General features: G+C 72.4%; 22 protein-coding genes. 13 read left to right on the top strand and 9 right to left on the bottom strand.

Annotated elements, in window-relative coordinates:
- Positions 1-85 precede the first annotated feature (85 nt).
- The 4 genes from ADK65_RS36305 to ADK65_RS36290 all read left to right on the top strand — a co-directional run bounded on the left by ADK65_RS36305 (position 86) and on the right by ADK65_RS36290 (position 2516).
- Positions 86-688 (top strand): TetR/AcrR family transcriptional regulator, encoded by a 603-nt coding sequence (locus ADK65_RS36305; protein WP_053675887.1) that lies wholly within the window; start codon positions 86-88, stop codon positions 686-688.
- An 89-nt stretch (positions 689-777) separates the two neighbouring features.
- Entirely contained in the window at positions 778-1293 is a 516-nt protein-coding gene (locus ADK65_RS36300; protein WP_053675885.1) for a YbaK/EbsC family protein, read from the top strand.
- Entirely contained in the window at positions 1290-2135 is an 846-nt protein-coding gene (locus ADK65_RS36295; protein WP_053675883.1) for a DMT family transporter, read from the top strand. The genes ADK65_RS36300 and ADK65_RS36295 overlap by 4 nt, the downstream gene beginning before the upstream one ends.
- A gap of 105 nt (positions 2136-2240) precedes the next feature.
- Complete coding sequence (locus ADK65_RS36290) at positions 2241-2516, top strand: DUF1876 domain-containing protein (RefSeq protein ID WP_053675991.1); 276 nt, start codon at positions 2241-2243, stop codon at positions 2514-2516.
- Between the two features lie 7 nt (positions 2517-2523).
- Here the strand turns inward: ADK65_RS36290 and ADK65_RS36285 are convergent, their stop codons facing one another.
- The 6 genes from ADK65_RS36285 to ADK65_RS36260 form a co-directional block, all read right to left on the bottom strand.
- Positions 2524-3687, bottom strand: coding sequence for a serine hydrolase domain-containing protein (locus tag ADK65_RS36285; RefSeq protein ID WP_053675881.1), 1164 nt, complete (start codon positions 3685-3687; stop codon positions 2524-2526).
- 43 nt (positions 3688-3730) lie between these two features.
- A complete protein-coding gene (locus tag ADK65_RS36280) occupies positions 3731-4177 on the bottom strand; it encodes an organic hydroperoxide resistance protein (RefSeq protein WP_053675879.1) in 447 nt (148 codons plus the stop codon).
- A gap of 103 nt (positions 4178-4280) precedes the next feature.
- Complete coding sequence (locus ADK65_RS36275) at positions 4281-4742, bottom strand: MarR family winged helix-turn-helix transcriptional regulator (RefSeq protein WP_053675877.1); 462 nt, start codon at positions 4740-4742, stop codon at positions 4281-4283.
- A 10-nt stretch (positions 4743-4752) separates the two neighbouring features.
- Complete coding sequence (locus ADK65_RS36270) at positions 4753-5520, bottom strand: energy-coupling factor ABC transporter ATP-binding protein (protein WP_053675875.1); 768 nt, start codon at positions 5518-5520, stop codon at positions 4753-4755.
- Positions 5508-6269: a cobalt ECF transporter T component CbiQ gene (gene cbiQ, locus ADK65_RS36265; protein WP_053675873.1), complete on the bottom strand. Its 762-nt coding sequence runs from the start codon at positions 6267-6269 to the stop codon at positions 5508-5510. Before cbiQ ends, ADK65_RS36270 begins: the two co-directional genes overlap by 13 nt.
- A gap of 1 nt (position 6270) precedes the next feature.
- Positions 6271-7329: an energy-coupling factor ABC transporter permease gene (locus ADK65_RS36260; RefSeq protein WP_053675871.1), complete on the bottom strand. Its 1059-nt coding sequence runs from the start codon at positions 7327-7329 to the stop codon at positions 6271-6273.
- 169 nt (positions 7330-7498) lie between these two features.
- Between ADK65_RS36260 and ADK65_RS36255 the strand changes: the two genes are divergently transcribed.
- Positions 7499-7864 (top strand): SsgA family sporulation/cell division regulator, encoded by a 366-nt coding sequence (locus ADK65_RS36255; protein WP_053675869.1) that lies wholly within the window; start codon positions 7499-7501, stop codon positions 7862-7864.
- A 9-nt stretch (positions 7865-7873) separates the two neighbouring features.
- On the opposite strand, the gene ADK65_RS36250 is transcribed toward ADK65_RS36255, so the two are convergent.
- The 3 genes from ADK65_RS36250 to ADK65_RS36240 all read right to left on the bottom strand — a co-directional run bounded on the left by ADK65_RS36250 (position 7874) and on the right by ADK65_RS36240 (position 13157).
- Positions 7874-9541, bottom strand: coding sequence for a penicillin-binding transpeptidase domain-containing protein (locus ADK65_RS36250; protein ID WP_053675868.1), 1668 nt, complete (start codon positions 9539-9541; stop codon positions 7874-7876).
- Positions 9542-9644: 103 nt separating this feature from the next.
- Positions 9645-11279 carry a penicillin-binding transpeptidase domain-containing protein gene (locus ADK65_RS36245; RefSeq protein ID WP_053675866.1) on the bottom strand — a complete coding sequence of 545 codons (1635 nt, stop codon included), beginning with the start codon at positions 11277-11279 and terminating at the stop codon, positions 9645-9647.
- A 129-nt stretch (positions 11280-11408) separates the two neighbouring features.
- Positions 11409-13157, bottom strand: a complete 1749-nt coding sequence (locus ADK65_RS36240; protein ID WP_053675864.1) for a dolichyl-phosphate-mannose--protein mannosyltransferase — start codon at positions 13155-13157, stop codon at positions 11409-11411.
- Between the two features lie 124 nt (positions 13158-13281).
- On the opposite strand from ADK65_RS36240, the gene rsmI reads away from it, so the two are divergent.
- The 8 genes from rsmI (at position 13282) to ADK65_RS36200 (ending at position 22495) form a co-directional block, all read left to right on the top strand.
- The gene (gene rsmI, locus ADK65_RS36235; RefSeq protein WP_053675862.1) at positions 13282-14130 is read left to right on the top strand and encodes a 16S rRNA (cytidine(1402)-2'-O)-methyltransferase; all 849 of its coding nucleotides are present in this window, start codon (positions 13282-13284) and stop codon (positions 14128-14130) included.
- Positions 14131-14454: 324 nt separating this feature from the next.
- Complete coding sequence (locus ADK65_RS36230) at positions 14455-14883, top strand: hypothetical protein (RefSeq protein WP_053675860.1); 429 nt, start codon at positions 14455-14457, stop codon at positions 14881-14883.
- Between the two features lie 79 nt (positions 14884-14962).
- Positions 14963-15853: a TatD family hydrolase gene (locus ADK65_RS36225; RefSeq protein WP_053675858.1), complete on the top strand. Its 891-nt coding sequence runs from the start codon at positions 14963-14965 to the stop codon at positions 15851-15853.
- Between the two features lie 130 nt (positions 15854-15983).
- Positions 15984-17471, top strand: a complete 1488-nt coding sequence (locus ADK65_RS36220) for a ubiquitin-like domain-containing protein (RefSeq protein ID WP_053675856.1) — start codon at positions 15984-15986, stop codon at positions 17469-17471.
- A 42-nt stretch (positions 17472-17513) separates the two neighbouring features.
- Complete coding sequence (gene rsmA / locus ADK65_RS36215; RefSeq protein WP_053675854.1) at positions 17514-18404, top strand: 16S rRNA (adenine(1518)-N(6)/adenine(1519)-N(6))-dimethyltransferase RsmA; 891 nt, start codon at positions 17514-17516, stop codon at positions 18402-18404.
- A complete protein-coding gene (locus tag ADK65_RS36210) occupies positions 18401-19303 on the top strand; it encodes a 4-(cytidine 5'-diphospho)-2-C-methyl-D-erythritol kinase (protein ID WP_053675852.1) in 903 nt (300 codons plus the stop codon). Before rsmA ends, ADK65_RS36210 begins: the two co-directional genes overlap by 4 nt.
- Positions 19304-19370: 67 nt before the next feature.
- Positions 19371-20612 (top strand): HEAT repeat domain-containing protein, encoded by a 1242-nt coding sequence (locus tag ADK65_RS36205; RefSeq protein ID WP_053675850.1) that lies wholly within the window; start codon positions 19371-19373, stop codon positions 20610-20612.
- Positions 20613-20683: 71 nt separating this feature from the next.
- Positions 20684-22495 (top strand): ABC-F family ATP-binding cassette domain-containing protein, encoded by a 1812-nt coding sequence (locus ADK65_RS36200; RefSeq protein ID WP_053675848.1) that lies wholly within the window; start codon positions 20684-20686, stop codon positions 22493-22495.
- Positions 22496-22511 lie beyond the last annotated feature (16 nt).

Raw genomic sequence — 22511 nt, 5'->3', positions numbered from 1 at the left:
GTACGAAACCGTTTCGTTTCTGTAAAGGGTGCGCTACATTCGTGACGTACGAAACCGTGTCGTTCGCAGCAGGAGGTCGAGAGGGATGACCGAGGTCGCCGCCGCGCGTCGCAGCCGGATCACCCCCGAGCGTGAGGCCGAGCTCTACACGGCCGTGCTCGACCTGCTCCGCGAAGTCGGCTACGACGCCCTCACCATGGACGCCGTGGCCGCGCGCACCCGGTCCAGCAAGGCCACCCTCTACCGCCAGTGGGGCGGCAAGGCGCAGCTGGTCGTCAAGGCGCTCCGCCACAACAGGCCGGTGAAGAACCTCGACGAGGTCGACACCGGTTCGCTGCGCGGCGACTTCCACGCCCTCCTGGCCCGCGTGGACGACGCCGAGATGGAGCAGAACGGCGCGCTGATGCGCGGCCTGGCCACGGCGATGCACGCCAACCCCGATCTCCGCAGCGAGTTCCGGAGCCAGATCATCGAACCGGAGATCGCGGACTCGCGGCGTGTGCTCCAGCGCGCCGTCGACCGTGGTGAGGTGCGTGCGGACTGCCCCGCGCTGGAGTTCGTGTTGCACATGATGCTCGGCGCCTTCGTCACCCGCGCGATCGTCGACGACCGGCCTCCGACCGCGGCCTTCGTCACCTCGTACATCGACGCCGTGGTCCTCCCCGCCCTCGGCGTGCCCACCGAGTAGTCCGTTCCCCTCCGCGGGTCGGCGGCGAGCCGCCCGCGCGCTCCGAACCCACTCGCGTGCGCCCTACACCGACTACTACGGTGCTCCCCATGACGACGACAGCCGCCACGGACGCCGGGAGCTCCGGAGCTCATCCCCGTTTCGCCGAAGCCCTGCGGGAGCTCGGGCTCGGGCACCTCGTGAGCCGGGTCCGCCGCTTCCCCGACGCCACCCGCACCGCCGCCGAGGCCGCCGCAGCGGTCGGATGCGAGCTGAGCCAGATCTGCAAGTCGCTGATCTTCGCCGCGGACAGCGTCCCGGTGCTGGTGCTCATGGACGGCGCCTCCCGCGTCGACCTCGAACTCGTTCGCAGGGAACTCGGCGCCGGCAAGGTCACCCGGGCCAAGGTGGACGTCGTGCGGGAGACCACCGGGTACGCCATCGGCGGCGTGCCGCCCTTCGGGCACCGGACCAAAACCCGGGTGCTCGCCGACCGGTCCCTGCTGGAGCACGACGTCGTCTGGGCCGCGGCCGGGACGCCGTACACCGTGTTCCCCATGGCCCCCGCTGACCTGGTGAAGTACGCCGACGGCACCTTGGCGGACGTGCGCGAGCACACCTCGTGACCCCTCTGGTCACCGCGGCCGTCCTGCTCGCCGCGGTCACCCACGCCAGCTGGAACGCCATCGCCCACAAGATCACCGACAAGCTCGTCGGCTTCGCGCTGATCTCGGGCGGCGGGATGGTCATCGGGCTGGCCCTGGCGCCGTTCGTGGCGTTCCCGGCGGCCGGGGCCTGGCCGTACCTGCTCGGTTCCGCAGCCGTCCACATCGCGTACTACGCCCTGCTGATGACGTCCTTCAGGCTGGGGGACTTCGGGCAGGCCTATCCCATCGCCCGGGGCACCGCGCCCCTCGTCGTGACCCTGCTGGCCGCCCTCTTCGCGCACGAGGTGCCCGACGGGTGGGCCGCCGCCGGGATCGCCCTGTCCTGCGCGGGGCTGACCGGCGTCGCCCTGTGGGGGCTGCGCGGGCGGCGGCCCGACTGGGCGGCGATCGGCGCGGCCCTGGCGACCGGGCTGACCATAGCGGTCTACACCGTCGTCGACGGTCTCGGCGTGCGGGCCTCCGGGTCCTCCCTCGGGTACATCGCCTGGCTGATGGCGGTCCAGGGGGTGGTCATCCCGGCGTACGCGGTGTGGCGCTGGCGCGGGGGGACCGTCGCCGTGCTGCGGCCCTTCGCCGGGGTCGGGCTGATCGGCGCCGCGCTGTCCGTGGCCGCCTACGCGCTCGTCCTGTGGGCCCAGACCCGGGCCGAGCTCGCCCCGATCGCGGCGCTGCGCGAGTCGTCGATCATCGTGGGCGCGGCGATCGGGGCCGTGTTCTTCAAGGAGCGGTTCGGGGCGCCGAGGATCGCGGCGGCCGGGCTGCTCGTCGTCGGGATCGGGCTAATGCTGCACGCCGGATAGGTGCCTGCCGGGCGGGGTTCCACGCAGGAAAGGGGGCCCGTCAGGCGGGTGCGTCCGGCCGGTGCGAGGAGCACCCTGGAACTAAGCGTTCCGGAGGTGATCGTCATGATGCACACCACTGTGGGGTGGCACGTCGAGATGGAGTTCACGGAGGACGACCAGCACACGCGCGCGGCCGCGATGGTCCGCCTGCCCGACGGCAGCGAGGTACGGGCGCACGGGCACGCCAGCCGGCACCGGACCGACGCCAATCAACCCCGGGTCGGGGAGGAGATCGCCGGGGCGAGGGCGCTGAACGAACTCGCCATGCGGCTGCTGACCAAAGCCCACGAGGAGATCGACCAGGCGTCCGGCCGGACCTCCCACCCGATCCACGTCTGAAGCGCCCCTAGAGGTCGAGTACTCCCCGCACCGCCCGCACCAGCCCCTGCGCCCGCGGGTCCGCCGTCACCGTCTTGCGGAAGCCGTTGGTGACGTAGCCGAAGGCGATCCCGGTCTCCGGGTCGGCGAACCCGAGGGCGCCGCCGCGGCCGGGGTGGCCGAAGGATTGGGGGGTGAGCAACGGCGAGGCGCTGCCGTGCAGCATGTAGCCGAGGCCGAAGCGGGTGCCGACCACCAGGACCCGGTCCGGGCCCGCCGACTCCTCGGCCCGGGCCAGCTCGACCGTCTCCGGGGTGAACAGGCGCCCGGCACCGGCCGTGTCGCCGATCAGGGTCGCGTAGAAACGGGCCAGCCCGTCCGCCGTCGCCATGGCGTTCGTCGCGGGGAGGGCGGTCGCCCGGTAGGCGGGGTCGTTCTGGTCCGGGAACGGGGATATCGCGGCGAAGGCCCGGCGCGTGAGGGAGGTGGGGTCCTCGTAGGCCTCGGTGACCGAGCGTTTGGGGCGGGCCCGCAGGCCGCCGGCCGGCTCGGCTCCCTCGACGCGGCCGACCCGCCCGACCCGGCCGGCCTCCGACTCCGGCAGGCCGAGCCAGAGGTCCAGCCCCAGCGGGCCGGTGATCTGCGACGCCAGCCACTGCCCGGCGCCCTGTCCGGTCACGCGCCGCACCAGTTCGTCGACCAGCCAGCCGTAGGTGAGCGCGTGGTAGCCGTGGTCGGTGCCGGGCTCCCACGCCGGGGCCTGCGCGGCGAGCGCCTGCGGGCCCCGCTGCGGGTCGAGCGCGTCCCGCGGGGTGAGCGGCCGGTCCAGGACCGGCAGCCCGGCGCGGTGGTTCAGCACGTGCCGGACCAGCACCCGCTCCTTGCCGCGCGCCTTGAACTCCGGCCAGTAGTGTCCCACCGGCGCGTCGAGGTCCAACTGCCCCCGCTGGTGCAGCAGCAGGAGTACGGCGGCGGCGACACCCTTGGTCGCCGAGCGCACGACCTGGGCCGTGCCGTGCTCCCAGGGGGCCGTGCCGTCGACGTCCTTCGTACCGCCCCACAGGTCGACGACCTTGTGGCCGTCGCGGTAGACGGCGACCGCCGCTCCCCGGTCCCCGAGCGTTTCGAAGTTCCGTACGAACGCGTCCCTCACCGGCTCGAAGCCCTCGGCCACTGTGCCGTGCACGTCCACGCCCGTACTCCTCGTCTCGCCGCTGTGCTCGTGGTGCTCCCCCCTAGCCAAGCAGGATGGTCACGTCGATGTTCCCGCGGGTCGCGTTCGAGTACGGGCAGATCTCGTGGGCCGCGTCCACCAGCCGGGTCGCGAGGTCCGCGTCGACGACCGGCAGCGAGACGCTGAGGGCGACCGCGAGGCCGTAGCCACGCTGCCGGTTGGGGCCGATGCCGACCTTGGCGGCGACCGTGGAGCCGGACAGGTCGTAGCCCTCGCGGTTGCCGACGAGGATCAGGGCGTTGTGGAAGCAGGCGCTGTAGCCGGCCGCGAAGAGCTGTTCCGGGTTGGTGCCGTTGCCGTCGCCGCCGAGCTGCGGGGGCATCGCGACCTTGAGTTCGAGCTGACCGTCCTGGCTGGTCACGTAGCCCTCGCGGCCGCCGTGGGCGGTGGCCTCCGCCACATACATGATCTTCGTCGGGCGGGTGTCGACGGCGGGGCCGTCAGTCATGCTGTCCTCCCCCGGGAACCAAGTGTGCACAAGTACATCGTGCACAAGGTACTGGCCGGTAACACGGGAGCACGATCAGGGGGTGGGCAACCGGCGGTAACGCTCAGCGGGCCCGGTCCGCCGCCGTCTCGGCCCGCCCGGCCAGCCGCCACAGCTCCTCGCGCAGCCGCCCGGCCTCCGCCGCGTCGAGCCCGGTCGCCGTGAGCAGCGCACCGGGCACCCGGCCCGCCCGCTCCCGGAGTTCCTCCCCGCGCCCCGTCACGGCCACCAGCACCGACCGCTCGTCCCGGGCCGACCGCTCACGCCGTACCAGACCGGCCGCCTCCAGCCGCTTCAGCAGCGGCGAGACCGTGCCGTAGTCCAGGCGCAGGGCCGCGGCCAGATCCTTGACGGCTGTCTCGCCGCGCTCCCAGAGGACCAGCAGCACCAGGTACTGGGGATAGGTGAGGCCCAGCTCGTCGAGGAGCGGGCGGTACGCCGCCGTCACCGCACGCTGCGCCGCGTACAGCGCGAAGCACAGCTGCTCGTCCAGCAGCGGCGATCCGTCGCTCTCCTCGTTCGTCACGCGCCCATTGTCACGGACGGGCCGGAGCCGCCGGGACGGAACGCGGGTCGAAGCCGAACGGCAGCTCCAGGCGGTTCGCCCGCATCAGCTCCTCGTCCGAGAGCAGCTCGCCGGTCGGCCCGTCGGCCGCGATCACCCCGTCGCTGAGGACCAAGGAGCGCGGGCACAGCTCCAGCGCGTAGGGCAGGTCGTGCGTGACCATCAGCACGGTCACGTCCAGGGAGCGCAGGATGTCCGCCAGTTCGCGGCGGGAGGCGGGGTCGAGGTTGGAGGACGGCTCGTCCAGGACGAGGATCTCCGGCTCCATCGCCAGCACGGTCGCGACGGCCACCCTGCGGCGCTGCCCGAAGGACAGGTGGTGCGGCGGGCGGTCCTTGAAGTCCGCCATGCCGACCCGCTCCAGCGCCCGCTCCACACGCGCCTCCAGCTCGGGCCCCTTCAGCCCGGCCGCCGCCGGCCCGAACGCCACGTCCTCGCGGACCGTCGGCATGAAGAGCTGGTCGTCCGGGTCCTGGAACACGATGCCGACCCGGCGCCGGACCTCGGCCATGTTCCGCTTGTCCACGGGCAGCCCCGCGACGGTCACCGTGCCGGCGCCGCCGGTCAGGATGCCGTTGAGGTGCAGCACGAGGGTCGTCTTGCCCGCGCCGTTCGGGCCGAGCAGCGCGACCCGCTCACCGCGCGCGACCGAGAAGTCGACGCCGAAGAGGGCCTGGTGTCCGTCGGGGTAGGCGAAGGCGAGGCCGGAGACCTCCAGAGAAGCAGTCACAGGGACCATCCCAGCAGACAGACGAGCAGAGCGGCGCAGGGGAGGGCCAGGGCGTACGACCACTGCGCCCGGGACGCGGTCACCTCGTCGATGACGGGCATGGAGCCGGCGTATCCGCGGCTGACCATGGCCAGGTGCACGCGCTCGCCGCGCTCGTAGGAACGGATGAACAGCGCGCCCGCCGACTTGGCGAGCACACCCCAGTGCTTCACGCCGCTCGCCTCGAAGCCGCGTGACTCCCGGGCGATCCGCATGCGCCGCATCTCGTCGGTGATGACGTCGCCGTAGCGGATCATGAACGACGCGATCTGCACGAGCAGCGGCGGGAGCTTGAGGCGCTGCAGGCCGAGCAGCAGTTCGCGCAGCTCGGTCGTGGCGGCCAGCAGCACCGAGGCCGCGACGCCGAGCGTGCCCTTGGCCAGCACGTTCCAGGCGCCCCACAGGCCGTTCACGCTCAGGGACAGACCGAGGACGTCGACCCGTTCGCCCTCGGCCACGAAGGGCATGAGCACGGCGAACGCGACGAACGGCACCTCGATCAGCAGCCGCCTGAGCAGGAAGCCGGCGGGCACGCGCGCGATGTACGCGACGGCCCCGAGCAGCACGGCGTACAGCCCGAACGCCCACATCGCCTCGCGCGGCGTCGACACCACGACCACCACGAAGGCGAACACGGCCGCGAGCTTGGTGTGCGGCGGCAGGCCGTGCACGGGCGAGTGCCCGTGCCGGTACAGCTTGTGCGCGTGACCCGCTCCCATGTCAGACGCTCGTCAGGCTCGTCGTGTCCGACGGGGACGTGTCCTGCGTGCGGCGGCGGCGCACCGCCCAGAACACCCCGGTGCCCGCGACCACCGTGACGCCCACGCCGATCACACCCGCCAGGCCCCCGGACAGGCGTGCGTCGTCGACGTCCTCGACGCCGTAGTCGGCGAGCGGGGAGCCGGCCGTGGAGTGCTCCTCGGTCTTCTTGTCGATGCCGTGATCGGCGGCGACCTTCTCCAGACCGTCGGGGTTCGCCGAGGCGTAGAAGCTGACGAAGCCGGCCAGCACGAGGGAGGTGACCAGGCCCGCCGCCCACACCTTGCGGTGCGAGGTCCGGGCGGCGACGGGGACGGGCTCGGCCTCGGGCGCGTCGACCAGTTCGCCGTTCACCCGCAGCTTGAGCTTCTGCGTCAGACCGCGTGCCCCGTACACCAGGTCGGGGCGGACGGCGATGACCGCGCCGACGGTGAGCGCGGTGATCACGGCCTCGCCGATGCCGATCAGGACGTGCACGCCGACCATGGCGGTGGCGACCTTGCCGATCGAGACGTCGGTGGTGCCGCCGATCGCGTACATCAGCGTGAAGGCCAGGGCGGCAGCCGGGACGGACACCAGGGCGGCGACGAAGGAGGCCGCGGTGACCGACCTGCGGGTGCGGGGCAGCACCTTCACCAGGCCGCGGAAGAGGGCGTAGGCCACGACCGTCGTGACGATCGCCATGTTGGTGATGTTCACGCCGAGCGCGGTCAGACCGCCGTCCGCGAAGAGGATGCCCTGCATCAGCAGGACGACGGAGACGCACAGGACCCCGGTGTAGGGGCCGACGAGTATCGCCGCCAGCGCACCGCCGAGCAGATGGCCGCTGGTGCCGGCCGCGACGGGGAAGTTCAGCATCTGCACGGCGAAGATGAACGCCGCGACGAGTCCTGCCAGCGGCGCCGTGCGCTCGTCGAGCTCGCGGCGTGCGCCGCGCAGGCTCACGGCGACGGCGCCCGCGGCGATCACACCGGTGGCGGCGGAGGTGGGGGCGTTGATGAATCCGTCAGGTACATGCACGGATCGATGATGTGGCTTGATGCGAACGATTTGCAAGAGCGTGAAGCTCGTTTTATCTCACGCCGGGGTATATCCGGCTCCTAAGGCGCAATCCGGAAAATATGCGACATTAGAGGAGGAGTGGACGTACGGTTTCCACTCGTATTGCGCACGGTGAAGGGGCCGTCCGATGTCCGTAGTCGAGCAGTACGCGCGAGCCCACATCGTCTCGGACGCGGCCGTCCCGCTCGTCGACGAGCTGGAGGCGGTACCGGTCCGGCTGCGCTACGACCCCGACCACGACCCCCGCAGGGTGCGCATGGCGCTGCCGGGTACCGGTGGCGGCGAGTGGACCTTCGGCCGCGAACTGCTGGAGGAGGGGCTGCGGGCCCCCGCCGGAAGCGGCGAGGTGCGGGTGTGGCCCTGCGGCCGGGTGCAGGTCGTCGTCGAGTTCCATACCGCGGAGGGCGTGTCCGTGGTGCAGTTCGAGCGGCAGGCACTGCTGCGGTTCCTGCGGCGGACGTACATGGCCGCCGCGGAACCCGTCACCCATTGAGCCCCGCGCTCAGCCGCCCATCTTCAGCAGCGCCGCCACGATCGGACCCGCCGTCGAGCCGCCGTGCCCGCCCTGCTGGACCACGCCCGCGGCGGCCAGGTCGCCCCGGTAGGCCGTGAACCAGCCGTTCGGCTTCTTCTGCCCGTCGACCTCGGCGGACCCGGTCTTCGCGCCGACATCGCCGCTCACCCCGGCCATCGCCTCCGCCGCCGTGCCGTACGCGGCCGTGTACGACATCAGCTCCCGCAGCTGGGACAGGGTGCCCGCCGGCAGGGTGCGGGAGGCCTTGGCCAGCTTGCGCCCGTCCACGTCCGGGGAGACCAGGTAGGGCTGATGGAACGTGCCGGACTTGACCGTCGCCGACACCGACGCCATGTTCAGCGGGTTCATGCGGACCCCGCCCTGCCCGATCAGCGAGGCGCCCATCTGGGCCGCCGACTGCACCGGCACCGCGCCGTCGAAGGACGGCACACCGATCGCCCAGTTGTTGAGCCCCAGGCCGAAGACCTGCTGGGCCTCCTTGGTCAGGTCGTCGTCCTTCAGCTTCGGGGCCTGGCTGATGAAGGCCGTGTTGCAGGACCGCGCGAAGCTCGCCTTGAAGGTGCCGTTCTTGATCTCGAACTTGTCGTCGTTCTGGAACTTCCAGTGGCCGTACGTGAAGTACTTCGGGCACGGGTGCTTCTTGTCGGCGGAGGCCAGGCCCTTCTCCAGCAGCAGCGACGAGGTGATGACCTTCATCGTGGAGCCGGGGGCAAGGGAGCCCTGGAAGGCGGTGTTGAAGCCGGGGGAGGCGTTGGCCGCGGCCAGGATCTCGCCGGTCGACACCCGCAGCAGGACCACCGACGACCTGGCCTTCTTCGCGACCTTCTGCTCGGCCGCCGCCTGCAGGGCCGGGTCCAGCGTGGTCTTCACCGTGCCGGGAGTGCCCTCGCTCAGCTCCAGCAGGGTCTTGTCGGAGAGGTCCTTGGCCTTGGCGGCCTTGCCGCGTACGACCCGCAGTTCGATACCGGCCTTGCCGCCGGCCTCCTTGCCGTACTTCTCGCGCAGCCCGTCCAGGACCGGGCCGAGGGAGGCGTACTTCTTCGTGGTCAGCTCCCCGCCGTCCCGGTCGAGGGCCTTGACCGGGGGCGTGCCCGCCTCGCCGGTCACCAGCGTGTCCCCGTCCCTCAGGTCCGGATGGACGACCGCGGAGTGCCAGTCGACCAGGGGCTTGCCGTCGGCGGCGCGGCGCGTCACGGTCAACGCGCTGTCGTACGTCAGCGGCTTGTCGGTGCCCTTGTAGGACACCGTGCCCTTGACCGAGAACGGCACCTTGTCACCGGTGGGCTTGCCCGGGGTGAGGGTGACGTCCTTGATGTGGGCGTCCTTGGTGTAGCCGGTGAGCAGCGGACGGGCCGCGGCGGGGTCGTCGGTGGCCGCGGCGGCCTGCGTGACCTTTCCGGACTGCCAGGCGGTGAGGAAGGCGGTGGCGGTGGTTCTGACCTCGGCCGGCGACGGCGGGCCGGTCTTGACCTCGGCCTTCCGGTCCGCCGCCCGCGACCCGTCGTCGGCGGCGGCACCACCGCCGAACAGCGCGTAGGCACCGGCTCCGCCGCCCGCGACGACCACGGCGATCATCCCGCCGATCACGGCGGGTCTCGTCTTCCGTCGCTCGGCGACGCGCCTTCTGTTGCCCACTGCTGTTCTTTCCTCCGCGCTTCCCCAGGGTCCCCGTCGCCCTCAGCTGTCCCATGTCCCAACGACGGCCACCACCCTAGAGTCCCGTCCCGGGACGGTGAGATCAGCCACCGGTTCGTAGCACGGCTGCGACAATCGGCCCGGCCGCGTCGCCGCCGTGGCCGCCCTGCTCGGTCATGGCCGCGGCCGCGACGTCGTCCCGGAAACCGGTGAACCAGCTGTTGGACTTGGCGTTGCCGTCGACCTCGGCGGAACCGGTCTTGGCGCCGATGTCACCGCCGAGTCCGCGCATGGCCTGCATGGCCGTGCCCTGCGTGGCGGTCAGTCGCATCATCTGCTTGAGCTGGCTCGCGGTGCTCGACCGCAATCCCTCGGCCTGTGCCAGTTCCCGGTCGTCCAGCTTCGGCGAGACCAGGTAGGGCTGGCGGAAGGTCCCGGTGATGGCGGTCGCGGTGACCGAGGCCATGTTCAGCGGGCTCATCTGGACCTGCCCCTGCCCGATGGCACCCGCCGCCCGGTCCGGCCCGTCGACCGCGGGCACGTTGCCGTCGAAGGAGACGATGCCGGTCTTCCAGTTGTCCTGCCCCAGCCCGAAGCGGTTCTCCGCCTCCTGGGTCAGCGAGGCGTCCGTGAGCGGCTTCTCGTCGATGAGCTTGATGAAGGCGGTGTTGCAGGACCGCATGAAGCTGTTGGCCAGCGTGGCGTTCTCGTCGGGCTTCATATTGGTCAGGTTCTTGAAGGTCTGGCTCTGCCACACGGCGGTGTCGGGGCAGGGCGCCGGACCGTTCATCGAGGTCACGCCGTTGTCGATGAGCATCGCGGCGGTGATGATCTTCATGGTGGAGCCGGGTGCCGACTGGCCCTCGAAGGCCGCGTTGAAACCGTCCGTGCGGTTGTTGGCCACGGCCAGCACCTCGCCGGTGCTGGGCTTGACGGCGACCACCGACGACTGGGCGAACCGCTTGACCGCCTTCTCGGCGGCCGCCTGCGCGCTCGGGCTGATCGTGGTGGTGAGCTTGCCCGGCTTGCCCTTGGCGAGGGTGAGCAGCGGAGTGTCGGGGGCGCCGTCGCCGTCGTGCCGGACGACCAGCTCGATGCCGGGGGTGCCGCCGGCCTGCTCGCCGTACTTGTCGCGCAGGGCGTCCAGGATCGGGCCGAGGGAGGGGTACTTCTCCTTGGTCAGCTCCGAGCCGTCGCGGCCGACGGCTTCGATGGGCGGGGTGGCCGACTTCCCGGTGACGAGGGTGTCGCCCTTCTTCAGCCCGGGGTGCACGACGGACGGCTGCCAGTCGACCAGCGCCCGCCCTGTGGTGAGCCCGCGCACGACCTTGAGCTCGCTGCGGTAGCTCAGCGGCTCGGACGTGCCGTCGTAGGCCACCTTCGCCTTCACCGCGTACGGCACGGTGGTGCCCCGGGGCGCGCCCGGCGTGATCTTCACATCCGTGATGTGGGCATCGTCGGCGAAGGCGCCGAGCAACTGCTCGGCGGCCGCGTCGTTGTTGGTGTACGACGCCGCCTTCGCGGACGCTCCGGTCTGCCAGGCCTTGAAGAACGCGGCCGTGGTCTCCTTGACCTCGTCCTCGCCGGGCGGACCCGACCGCTTCTGCGCGGCGACCCCGCCCGCGCCGCCCCCGTCACCGCTCAACGCGCTCATGATGTTGTAGGCGCCGTAGCCGGCCCCACCCACCATCACCGCGAACACGCCGCCTATGACGGCGGCTTTGACGCCCTTGCTCATTGGGACGTCCCCTCCCCGTTGAGCCTTCCGCGCTCCTTTGAACGCGTTCAGAAAGCTCGATCCCGGGAGCACTCTATGCGTAAGCGGTTGCTAACGGGACAGGCGTTTCGATTTTTGACCGAACACAGATCACACCCACGTATCCAGCCACATCCGCGACCGCCAGTCGTCGATCGGGATGGCCGTGCCGGTGTAGAGGGGCCAGAAATAGATGAAGTTCCAGGTGATCAGGAGGACCAGGACGCCCGCGGCCGTGGCGCCCGCGACGCGGCGGGTGTCGGAGGAGCGGGGAGGGCCGATGATCGCGCCGAGCAGCATCGCCACCGCCAGGCACAGGAACGGCAGGAACACGACGGCGTAGAAGAAGAAGATCGTGCGCTCCTGGTACATGAACCAGGGCAGGTATCCGGCCGCGATGCCGCAGGCGATGGCACCCGCGCGCCAGTCCCGGCGGAAGAACCAGCGCCACAGGACGTAGAGGACCGCGAAGCAGGCGACCCACCACAGCAGCGGTGTGCCGAGCGCGAGGACCTCGCGGGCGCACTTCTCGCCCGCGTCGGCGGGACAGCCGTCCTTGCCGGGGGCGGGGGACTCGTAGAAGTACGACACCGGACGGCCCAGGACGAGCCAGCTCCACGGGTTGGACTGGTACGTGTGCGGCGACGACAGGCCGACGTGGAACTCGTAGACCTGGTGCTCGTAGTGCCACAGGCTGCGCAGCCAGTCGGGCAGGAACGTCCAGCTGCCGCCCTTGCCGCTGGTCGCGGCCCAGTTGCGGTAGTAGCCGCCGGAGCCGTTCGTGGCGGAGAGGATCCAGCCGGTCCAGGACAGCAGGTAGGTGACCAGGGCGACCGGGACGGTGGCGAGGAACGCCAGGCCCGTGTCGCGCTTGAGGACCGCCGAGTACGGGTGGCGGGCACCGGCGACCCGTCGCGAGCCGACGTCCCACAACACCGCCATCAGGCAGAACGCGGCCAGGATGTACAGGCCGTTCCACTTCGTGCCGATGGCCAGGCCCAGCATCAGGCCCGCGGCCCAGCGCCAGGGGCGCCATCCCAGGCGGGCCGTCTCCGCCGTGTGCCGGTCGGGCCGGGCCCGGCCGTCCTCGGCCGGCGGCAGCGCGGCGGCGAGCTTCGCGCGGGCCTTGTCCCGGTCGACGAGCAGGCAGCCGAACGCCGCCAGCACGAAGAACATCAGCACGCCGTCGAGCAGGGCCGTGCGGCTCATCACGAAGTGCAGGCCGTCCACCGCCATCAGCGCGCCCGCGAGACACCCCAGGAAGGTGGAGCGGAACAGGCGGCGGCCGATCCGGCACAGCAGCAGCACGGACAGCGTGCCGAGCAGCGCGGTCATGAACCGCCAGCCGAAGGGGTCGAAGCCGAACATCAGCTCGCCGAGCCCGATGACGTACTTGCCGACCGGCGGGTGAACGACGTACGCCGCGTCCGCCGGGAGCGTGACGTGACCGCCCGAGGACAGGACGAGGTCGTTGGCGTTCTTGTCCCAGTTGAGCTCGAATCCGCGGTGGACCAGCGCCCACGCGTCCTTGGCGTAGTACGTCTCGTCGAATATCACCGCCCTGGGGCTGCCCAGGTTCCAGAACCGCAGCACCCCCGCCAGCAGCGTGACGAGCAGCGGGCCGATCCAGCCCGACCAGCGCACCAGCCGTTCGGCGAGCGTGTGCCGGATGCCGAGCGCCGCCCACAGCCGCGGGGAGGGCTCGGTGTACGGCGGCACCAGGCGGTCACGGACGTCGCGGGTGTCGCTTCCGGGCTGCCCCTGGTAGCCGAAGCGGCGCAGCCGCTGCTGCCAGGACGGCCGCTGGTCGAGCGGCGCCTGGCCCTGACGGGTGTCCGTGGAGGATGCGGTACTGGTCACCGCGCCATCGTAGGGAACCGTTCTGTGTGAGTCCCGTGCATGGGCGTATGCGTCCGCATCGTCCGCCCCTGGGAAGTCACCCCGGGGAGAAGTCCCCGCCCGCCGCCCCTGGGAGGATGGGGGCGTGATCGGAACCCTCGTACTCGCAGGCACCCCCATCGGCGACATCGCGGACGCCCCGCCCCGGCTCGCCGAGGAACTGGCCGGAGCCGACGTCGTCGCCGCCGAGGACACGCGGCGGCTGCGCCGGCTGAGCCAGGCGCTCGGTGTCACCCCCAAGGGCAAGGTGGTGTCGTACTTCGAGGGCAACGAGTCGGCCCGGACGCCGGAACTGGTCGAGGAGCTCGTGGGCGGGGCGCGGGTGCTGCTCGTCACGGACGCGGGCATGCCGTCGGTGTCCGACCCGGGGTACCGGCTGGTGGCCGCCGCGGTCGAGAGGGACGTGCGGGTCACGGCCGTGCCCGGGCCGTCCGCGGTGCTCACCGCGCTCGCGCTGTCCGGGCTGCCCGTCGACCGGTTCTGCTTCGAGGGGTTCCTGCCGCGCAAGGCGGGGGAGCGGCTGGGGCGGCTGCGGGAGGTCGCCGACGAGCGGCGCACCCTCGTCTACTTCGAGGCTCCCCACCGGCTCGACGACACGCTGTCGGCCATGGCCGAGGTGTTCGGGGCGGAGCGGCGGGCGGCGGTGTGCCGGGAGCTGACCAAGACGTACGAGGAGGTCCGGCGCGGCGGGCTGGGGGAGCTGGCCGCGTGGGCCGCGGAAGGCGTGCGCGGGGAGATCACCGTGGTCGTGGAGGGCGCGCCGGAGAAGGGGCCCGAGGAGGTCGGGCCGGAGGAGCTGGTGCGGCGGGTCCGGGTGCGGGAGGAGGCGGGGGAGCGGCGCAAGGAGGCGATCGCCGCGGTGGCGGTGGAGGCCGGGGTGCCGAAGCGGGTGGTGTTCGACGCGGTGGTCGCCGCGAAGAACGCCGGTGGGTGAGCCGGGTCCGGGGAAGCGGCCGGGGTGCTTGGCGGGGCGCGCGCTGACCGTGGTCGATCGCGCCCGCGCGGCGGAGCCGCACATGGATGCAGACCCGCGCCCTGAAGGGGCGCTCCTTACGAGGCACCAACACCCTCTGAGCAGGGCGCATGTCGTTTGAGCGTGCGCCCCATGGGTGGGCAAAGCACAAGGGGCGCAGGGGCAAGGGACGCCCAAATCGGGGCCAATAGTCGACAGGTCTGCTGCCATCGGTCCGGCCGGGGAGTCCACTGGGTTGCGGGGACGGAATCGTCCTCACGCCACAGCGGACCAACAGGAGCTGGCATGAGTGAGATCGCAGGGCAGACCGGGCTCCGCGCCGGTGCGACCGCAGTCGTCAACGAGTCCTACTCCTTCGCCTGCATGCGGTGCGGGCACGGCTGGGAGCAGTCGTACGAGATAGAGCACCACACGGACGCCGCGGGTCACGAGTTCGTCCTCTACGTGGCCGACGGCAAGGTGGTGCCCTCCCCGTTGAGCAAGCCCGAGTGCCACAACTGCGACAGCCACGTCGTGCGGATCATGCGGCCCGGGCGGGTCGCGTCGGCGCGTGACGCGGCGCACCGGCCCCACCGCGTGCCGCCACCCGCCGGGCCCGTGGAAGTGCCCACCGCGGACGCCGAGACCGGGACGGCGGCCGGCGAGGAGCAGCGCGAGCACCACCACTGGCACCTGTCCGACCTGCTGCACCCCTTCCAGCGCAAGGCGAGCTGACCCGTCCGGCTTCCCTTGTCGACGCCCTCCCCGGTCCTCCCCCACCGGGGAGGGCGTACCCCTTTCGTAGGATCGGTGCATGCCTTCGAACGATGCCGGCCGCCCGGACAAGAACGCGGCCCCGCCCCTCCCGGAACCCCTCCGGGTGCCGGTCGCCGACTCCCACACCCACCTGGACATGCAGTCCGGCACGGTCGAGGAGGCGCTGGCGAAGGCGGCGTCGGTCGGAGTGACGACGGTCGTGCAGGTCGGCTGCGACCTCAAGGGCTCCCGCTGGGCGGCCGAGACGGCCGCGGCCCACGACGCCGTCCACGCCACGGTCGCCCTGCACCCGAACGAGGCGCCCCGCATCGTGCATGGAGACCCCGACGGGTGGTCGCGGCAGGGCGCCCGTGAACCCGGCGGCCAGGCCGCCCTGGACGACGCCCTCGCCGAGATCGACCGGCTGGCCGCGCTGGAGCAGGTCAAGGGCGTCGGCGAGACCGGCCTCGACTACTTCCGCACCGGCCCCGGGGGCAAGGAGGCGCAGGAGCGTTCCTTCCGCGCCCACATCGAGATCGCCAAGCGGCACGGCAAGGCCCTGGTCATCCACGACCGCGAGGCCCACGCCGACGTCCTGCGGGTGCTGAAGGAGGAGGGCGCCCCCGAGCGGACCGTCTTCCACTGCTACTCCGGCGACGCCGAGATGGCCGGGATCTGCGCGAGCGCGGGCTACTTCATGTCGTTCGCCGGCAACGTCACCTTCAAGAACGCCCAGAACCTGCGGGACGCGGTGGCGGTGGCCCCGCTGGAGCTCCTTCTCGTCGAGACCGACGCCCCCTTCCTCACCCCCGCGCCCTACCGCGGACGGCCCAACGCCCCCTACCTCGTGCCGATCACCGTGCGGGCCATGGCCGAGGTGCGCGGCATCGACGAGGACACGCTGGCCCGGGCCCTCGGCGCTAACACCGCACGCGCGTTCGGCTACTGACCCCGCCGCCCGCCTCACCGTACGACTGTGCGTAGTCGCGTCGCTTTGGAGAGTGACGGCCGCTCCGCTAGGTTCTGGGGGCCCTATCCGGACCCCTCTGGACCCCCTCCGGCCCCTGGAGCGTGTCGGCGTGAGCAACGCGCGGTACGAGACGTACGAGACGTATGGCCCCGGTTACGCCGATCCGGTGTACGGCGGGTTCGACGTGTCGCCGGCCGATCTGCACAGCGCCGAGACCCTCGTCCACGGGACGCCGGCGCCCCCCGGCGCCTACGCGGACACCCACCGGCCGGCCTACGCGGACACCTACCGGCCGGCCTACGCGGACACCTACCGGCCGGCCTACGAGGCGCCGACCCTGCCCGCTCTGCCCCGGCAGGGCGGGCAGGACGACGAGCGCGACCCCGGGCCCGTCGGGCACCCCGAGCCGGACCCGGGCGTGCGCGCCGGTTCGCGTGCCGCGGCGCGCACCGGCTCGCACCGCAGGGCCGCGCGCCGGCGCAGGGCGCGCTACGCCCAGCGCCCGGACGGGCCCATGCGGCGGCTGCTCCCGCAGGCCCTCGTCGTCGCCTTCCTGGCGGGCGGCACCACGGCCTTCGTCGCCAAGGACAAGGCGATCGAGCTCAACGTCGACGGCAAGGCCCGCACGCTGCACACCTTCGCCGACGACGTCACCGAGCTGCTGGCGGAGGAGGGGGTCGAGGTCGGCGCCCACGACGTGGTGGCGCCCGGGCCCGGCGCGCGCATCAGCAGCGGTGACGAGGTCGCCGTACGCTTCGCCCGTCCCGTGCGGCTCACCCTCGACGGACACCGGCGTGAGGTGTGGACGACCGCCCACACGGTGGAGGGGGCACTGCGGCAGCTCGGTGTGCGGCACGAAGGCGCGTACGTGTCCACGTCGCGCTCCCGGCGCATCGGACGCGGCGGACTCGCCCTGGACGTGCGGACCGAGCGGACCGTCACGATCATGGCCGACGGCCGCGCCCGCACGGTGCGCACCAACGCGGCGACCGTCCGCGAGGTCGTGGAGGAGGCCGGGATCACCCTGCACGGCCAGGACACCACCTCCGTCCCGCAGGGCGGCTTCCCGCGCGACGGACAGACCGTGACGGTGCTGCGGATCACCGGCGGCAGGGAGGTCCGCGAGGAGCCGATCCCCTTCCAGGTGCGGCGGACGGAGGACCCCACCCTGTTCCAGGGCACGGAGGTCGTGGAGCGGGCGGGCGAGCCGGGCCTGCGCCGGGTCACCTTCGCCCTGCGCACGGTGAACGGAGTCCCCCGGAAGCCGCGCGAGATCAGGTCCGAGGTGGTGCGTGAGCCGAGCCCGCAGCTGGTCAGGGTCGGCACCATGCGGCGCCCGGCGTCCGTGCGGGGCGCCGACCACCTCGACTGGCAGGGCCTCGCGGCCTGCGAGTCCGGCGGCCGGCCCGACGCGGTCGACTCCTCGGGCACCTACGGCGGCCTCTACCAGTTCGACACCCGGACCTGGCACGCCCTCGGCGGCCAGGGCCGCCCCCAGGACGCCCCGGCCGCGGAACAGACGTACCGGGCGAAGAAGCTCTACGTGCGGCGGGGAGCAAGCCCCTGGCCGCACTGCGGGGGACGGCTGCACGGCTAGCGTGAGACAGGGCGCCGGCACACCCCCCGTACCCTTGTCCCCGTGACCAGCAGCCCCACCCCCGACGCCCTCCTGGGCCCCGCCGACATCCGCGAGCTCGCGGCCGCCCTCGGCGTACGCCCGACCAAGCAACGCGGACAGAACTTCGTGATCGACGCGAACACCGTCCGCCGGATCGTCCGCACCGCACAGGTCCGCCCCGACGACGTGGTCGTCGAGGTCGGCCCCGGGCTCGGGTCGCTCACGCTCGCGCTGCTGGAGGCCGCCGACCGGGTCACGGCCGTGGAGATCGACGACGTGCTCGCCGGCGCGCTGCCCGCGACCGTCACGGCCCGCATGCCCGAGCGCGCCGACCGGTTCGCGCTGGTCCACTCGGACGCCATGCACGTCACCGAGCTCCCGGGGCCCGCCCCGACCGCGCTGGTGGCCAACCTCCCCTACAACGTGGCCGTCCCGGTCCTGCTGCACATGCTCGACACCTTCCCGACCATCGAACGCACCCTCGTCATGGTCCAGGCGGAGGTCGCCGACCGGCTCGCCGCCCCGCCCGGCTCGAAGGTCTACGGCGTCCCCTCGGTCAAGGCCAACTGGTACGCCGAGGTCAAGCGCGCCGGGGCCATCGGACGGAACGTGTTCTGGCCCGCGCCCAACGTCGACAGCGGCCTGGTCTCCCTGGTCCGCCGCAGCGAGCCGCTGAGGACGACGGCCGCCAAGCGCGAGGTGTTCGCCGTCGTGGACGCGGCCTTCGCGCAGCGCCGCAAGACGCTGCGGGCCGCGCTCTCCGGCTGGGCCGGATCGGCCGCCGCCGCCGAGGAGGCCCTGGTCGCCGCCGGGGTCTCGCCGCAGGCCCGGGGCGAGTCGCTCACCGTGGAGGAGTTCGCGCGGATCGCCGAGCACAAGGCGAACCTGCACCAGGAGAAGGAGACCGCGTGAGCGTCACGGTCCGCGTCCCCGCCAAGGTCAACGTCCAGCTGGCGGTCGGCGCCGCCCGCCCCGACGGCTTCCACGACCTCGCCAACGTCTTCCTCGCGGTCGGCCTCTACGACGAGATCACCGTCACCCCCGCCGACGAGCTCCGCGTGACCTGCGACGGCCCGGACGCCGACCAGGTCCCCCTGGACCGCACGAACCTCGCCGCCCGGGCCGCCGAGGCGCTCGCGGGGCGGTACGGCCGCAGCCCCGCCGTCCACATCCACATCGCCAAGGACATCCCCGTCGCCGGCGGCATGGCCGGCGGCAGCGCGGACGGCGCGGGCGCCCTGGTGGCCTGCGACGCGCTGTGGGGGACCGGCGCCTCCCGCGACGAACTCCTGGAGATCTGCGCCGAGCTGGGCAGCGACGTGCCGTTCAGCCTGGTCGGCGGGGCCGCCCTCGGCATCGGGCGGGGGGAGCAGCTGACGCCCCTGGAGACCGGCGGCACCTTCCACTGGGTGTTCGCCATGGCCCGGCGGGGCCTGTCCACCCCGGCGGTGTTCCGCGAGTTCGACCGGCTCGGCGAGGGCACGGACATCCCCGAGCCCGTCGCCTCCGGCGAACTGCTCGCCGCCCTCGCCAAGGGTGACCCGGACGCGCTCGCCGCCGCCGTCTCCAACGACCTCCAGCCCGCCGCCCTCTCCCTCTTCCCGGAACTGGCCGCAACCCTGGCCGCGGGCCGGGCCGCCGGTGCCCTCGCCGCCCTCGTCTCGGGCTCCGGACCGACCACCGCGTTCCTGGTCCGCGGCCCGGAGTCGGCAGCGGCCGTGGCGCAGGCCCTGCTGGCGTCCGGCACGTGCCGGACGGTGCGCACGGCATCCGGCCCGGCACCCGGGGCGACGGTGGCGGCCACCGGTTAATCACGTGCCCCGGCCGTTGCCGGGCGCCTAGGATCCCCCAGTTGGTCACGACAGGGGGAGCGAAAGCGTGGAGGAACTGGTCGCGGCCGTACGGCGCGGGGACGCCGACGAGGTCACGGCGCTCCTGGAGTCCGGCGCCGACCCCGACACCCTCGCCGAGGGCCTGCCGGTTCTCTGCCTGGCCGTGGCGGCGTACGACGAACCCGTCGCCGAAGCGCTGCTCCAGGCCGGCGCCGACCCCCTGCGCCGGTTGCCCGACGGGAGCACCCTGCTGCTGCGGGCGGTGGACGGCGGGTCCCACCTGCTGGCCTACGCGCTCGCCACCAGTCGGATCCCCCTCCCGGCACCCGCCCGCGCCGAGTTGCTGGCCCGGGCCCGGCGCTGGGTCGAGGCGGGAGCCGAGGCCGAACTGCGCCGTGTCACCGGACGCACCGGACCCATCGAGCGGATCCGGATCCGGCACGAAGAGATCGGCTGGTGGTGCGAGCAGCTCACGCTCGGCGGGACGACCGTGCGCGACGAGCACGGGGCGGTGCTCACGTCCATGGAGGAGCGCTACGGGATCCGTACGCCCTTCGACGAACTGGTCGCCCGGGCCCTCGCCCACCCCGACCGGGACCACGTCGTCTGGTCGGACGTGGTGTTCACCCTCGGCCGCCGGCTGGACGAGGAGACCTGGCAGTGGACCAGGGACCTCCTCAACCACCCCGACCGGCTGCACCGCCTGCTCGCGGCGGAGACGCTGCTGTTCCTGATCCTCGGCGACCCGCTCAAGGGAGGCGATCCGTTCTGGGAGCGGGGCAGGGAGCTGGTCCCCTGGGCCGAACAGGAGGAGGACCCGGAGGTGCTGGCCGCCCTCCTGAACGCGATGACCCACGACAGCGCCCCGGAGATCGAGGCCGTAGGCCTGTCGCACCTCACCCACCCGGACCCGAGAGTGCGCTCCCTGGTCCCGGACGCCCTGGAGCGCTCCGAGGTCGGCCACTCCCAGGTCCGCCCCGAGGGCCTCGCCGCGGTGCTCACCCTGGCCGGTGACGAGGACCCCGAGGTGCGCGAGGCGGCGTGCCGCTGGCTCGCGCACTACCGGGGTTGCGAGCCGGAGATCGGGGACGCGCTGCTCGCGCTCACCCATGACGAACGGCAGGAGATCCGCATCGGCGCCGTCTCCGGCCTGGCCTACCGCGACGACCCGCGCTGCGTGGAGGCCGAGCACCGGATCGGCCCCCGCGACCCTGATCAGCCGTTCGACGAGAGGCTGATGGACGTGTGGCGCTACCAGCGCCGCCAGGAGGCGGCGGACGGCGGCTGACCGCCCCGGCCGGAGCACCCCCGCGCGCGACTACCCTGGAGGGTCGATCCATCCCCCTTGGCAGGAGAGTAATGGCCGTCAACCTGGTCAATGTCGAGAACGTCAGCAAGGTGTACGGCACCCGTGCCCTGCTCGACGGCGTCTCCCTCGGCGTCTCCGAAGGGGAGCGCATCGGTGTCGTGGGCCGCAACGGCGACGGGAAGACCACGCTCATCCGCATGCTCGCCAAGCAGGAGGACGCCGACACCGGGCGTGTCACGCACTCGGGCGGGCTGCGTCTGGGCGTGCTCACCCAGCACGACTCCCTCGACCCCGAGGCCACCGTCCGCCACGAGGTCATCGGCGACATGGCCGACCACGAGTGGGCGGGCGACGCCAAGGTCAGGGACGTGCTCACCGGCCTGTTCGGCGGGCTCGACCTGCCCGGGTTCCCCAAGGGCCTGGACACCGTCATCGGCCCGCTCTCCGGCGGTGAGCGGCGCCGGATCGCTCTGGCCAAGCTGCTCATCGAGGAGCAGGACCTGCTGGTCCTGGACGAGCCCACCAACCACCTCGACGTCGAGGGCATCGCCTGGCTGGCCCGCCATCTGCAGAAGCGCCGGTCGGCCCTCGTCTGCGTCACCCACGACCGGTGGTTCCTCGACCAGGTGTGCACGCGCATGTGGGACGTCCAGCGCGGCGCGGTCTACGAGTACGAGGGCGGCTACTCCGACTACGTCTTCGCCCGGGCCGAGCGCGAGCGCATCGCCGCCACCGAGGAGGCCAAGCGGCAGAACCTCGTCCGCAAGGAGCTGGCCTGGCTGCGCCGCGGGGCGCCCGCCCGCACGTCCAAGCCGCGCTTCCGGGTCGAGGCCGCCAACGAGCTCATCGCGGACGTACCGCCGCCCCGGGACAGCAGCGAGCTGATGAAGTTCGCCTCCACCCGGCTGGGCAAGACGGTGTTCGACCTGGAGGACATCACCGTCCAGGCCGGCCCCAAGGTCCTCCTGAAGCACGTCACCTGGCAGCTCGGTCCCGGCGACCGCATCGGCCTCGTCGGCGTCAACGGCGCCGGCAAGACGTCGCTGCTGCGGGCCATGGCGCAGGCGGCCCGGACCGACGGGGAAGCCCAGCCGGCGGGCGGACGGGTCCGCGTCGGCAAGACCGTCAAGCTCGCCTACCTCTCCCAGGAGGTCGCCGAACTCGACCCCGCCACCCGCGTGCTGGAGGCCGTCCAGCAGGTGCGCGAGCGCGTCGACCTCGGCAAGGGACGCGAGATGACCGCCGGGCAGCTGTGCGAGACGTTCGGCTTCGGCAAGGAGAAGCAGTGGACGCCCGTCGGCGACCTGTCCGGTGGTGAGCGCCGCCGGCTCCAGCTGCTGCGCCTGCTCATGGACGAGCCCAACGTCCTCTTCCTCGACGAGCCCACCAACGACCTCGACATCGAGACGCTGACGCAGCTGGAGGACGTCCTCGACGGCTGGCCCGGCTCGATGATCGTCATCTCGCACGACCGGTTCTTCATCGAGCGCACCACCGACCGCGTCTTCGCGCTGCTCGGCGACGGCGCCCTGCGCATGCTGCCGCGCGGCATCGACGAGTACCTGGAGCGACGGCAGCGCATGGAGGAGGCGGCGGCGTCCTCGGCCCCCGCCGCCGCGCAGCAGCAGTCCGCGGCCCCGGAGAAGAGCGCGGCCGACCAGCGCGCCGCCAAGAAGGAACTGCAGAAGATCGAGCGGCAGCTCGACAAGGTCTCCGAGAAGGAGACCAAGCTGCACTCCCAAATCGCCGAAAACGCTACGGACTTCGCCAAGGTGGCCGAACTGGACGCGGAGTTGCGGGAGTTGGCCGGTCAGCGCGAGGAACTGGAGATGCGCTGGCTGGAACTCGCCGAGGATGCGTGAAGGGTGCGTGAAGACG

This window comes from Streptomyces sp. NRRL B-1140 (genome assembly GCF_001280065.1).
Classification (GTDB): Bacteria; Actinomycetota; Actinomycetes; order Streptomycetales; family Streptomycetaceae; genus Streptomyces.
The sequence above is the reverse complement of the archived record's forward strand: the minus strand, read 5'-3'. Positions and strand labels throughout refer to the sequence as shown.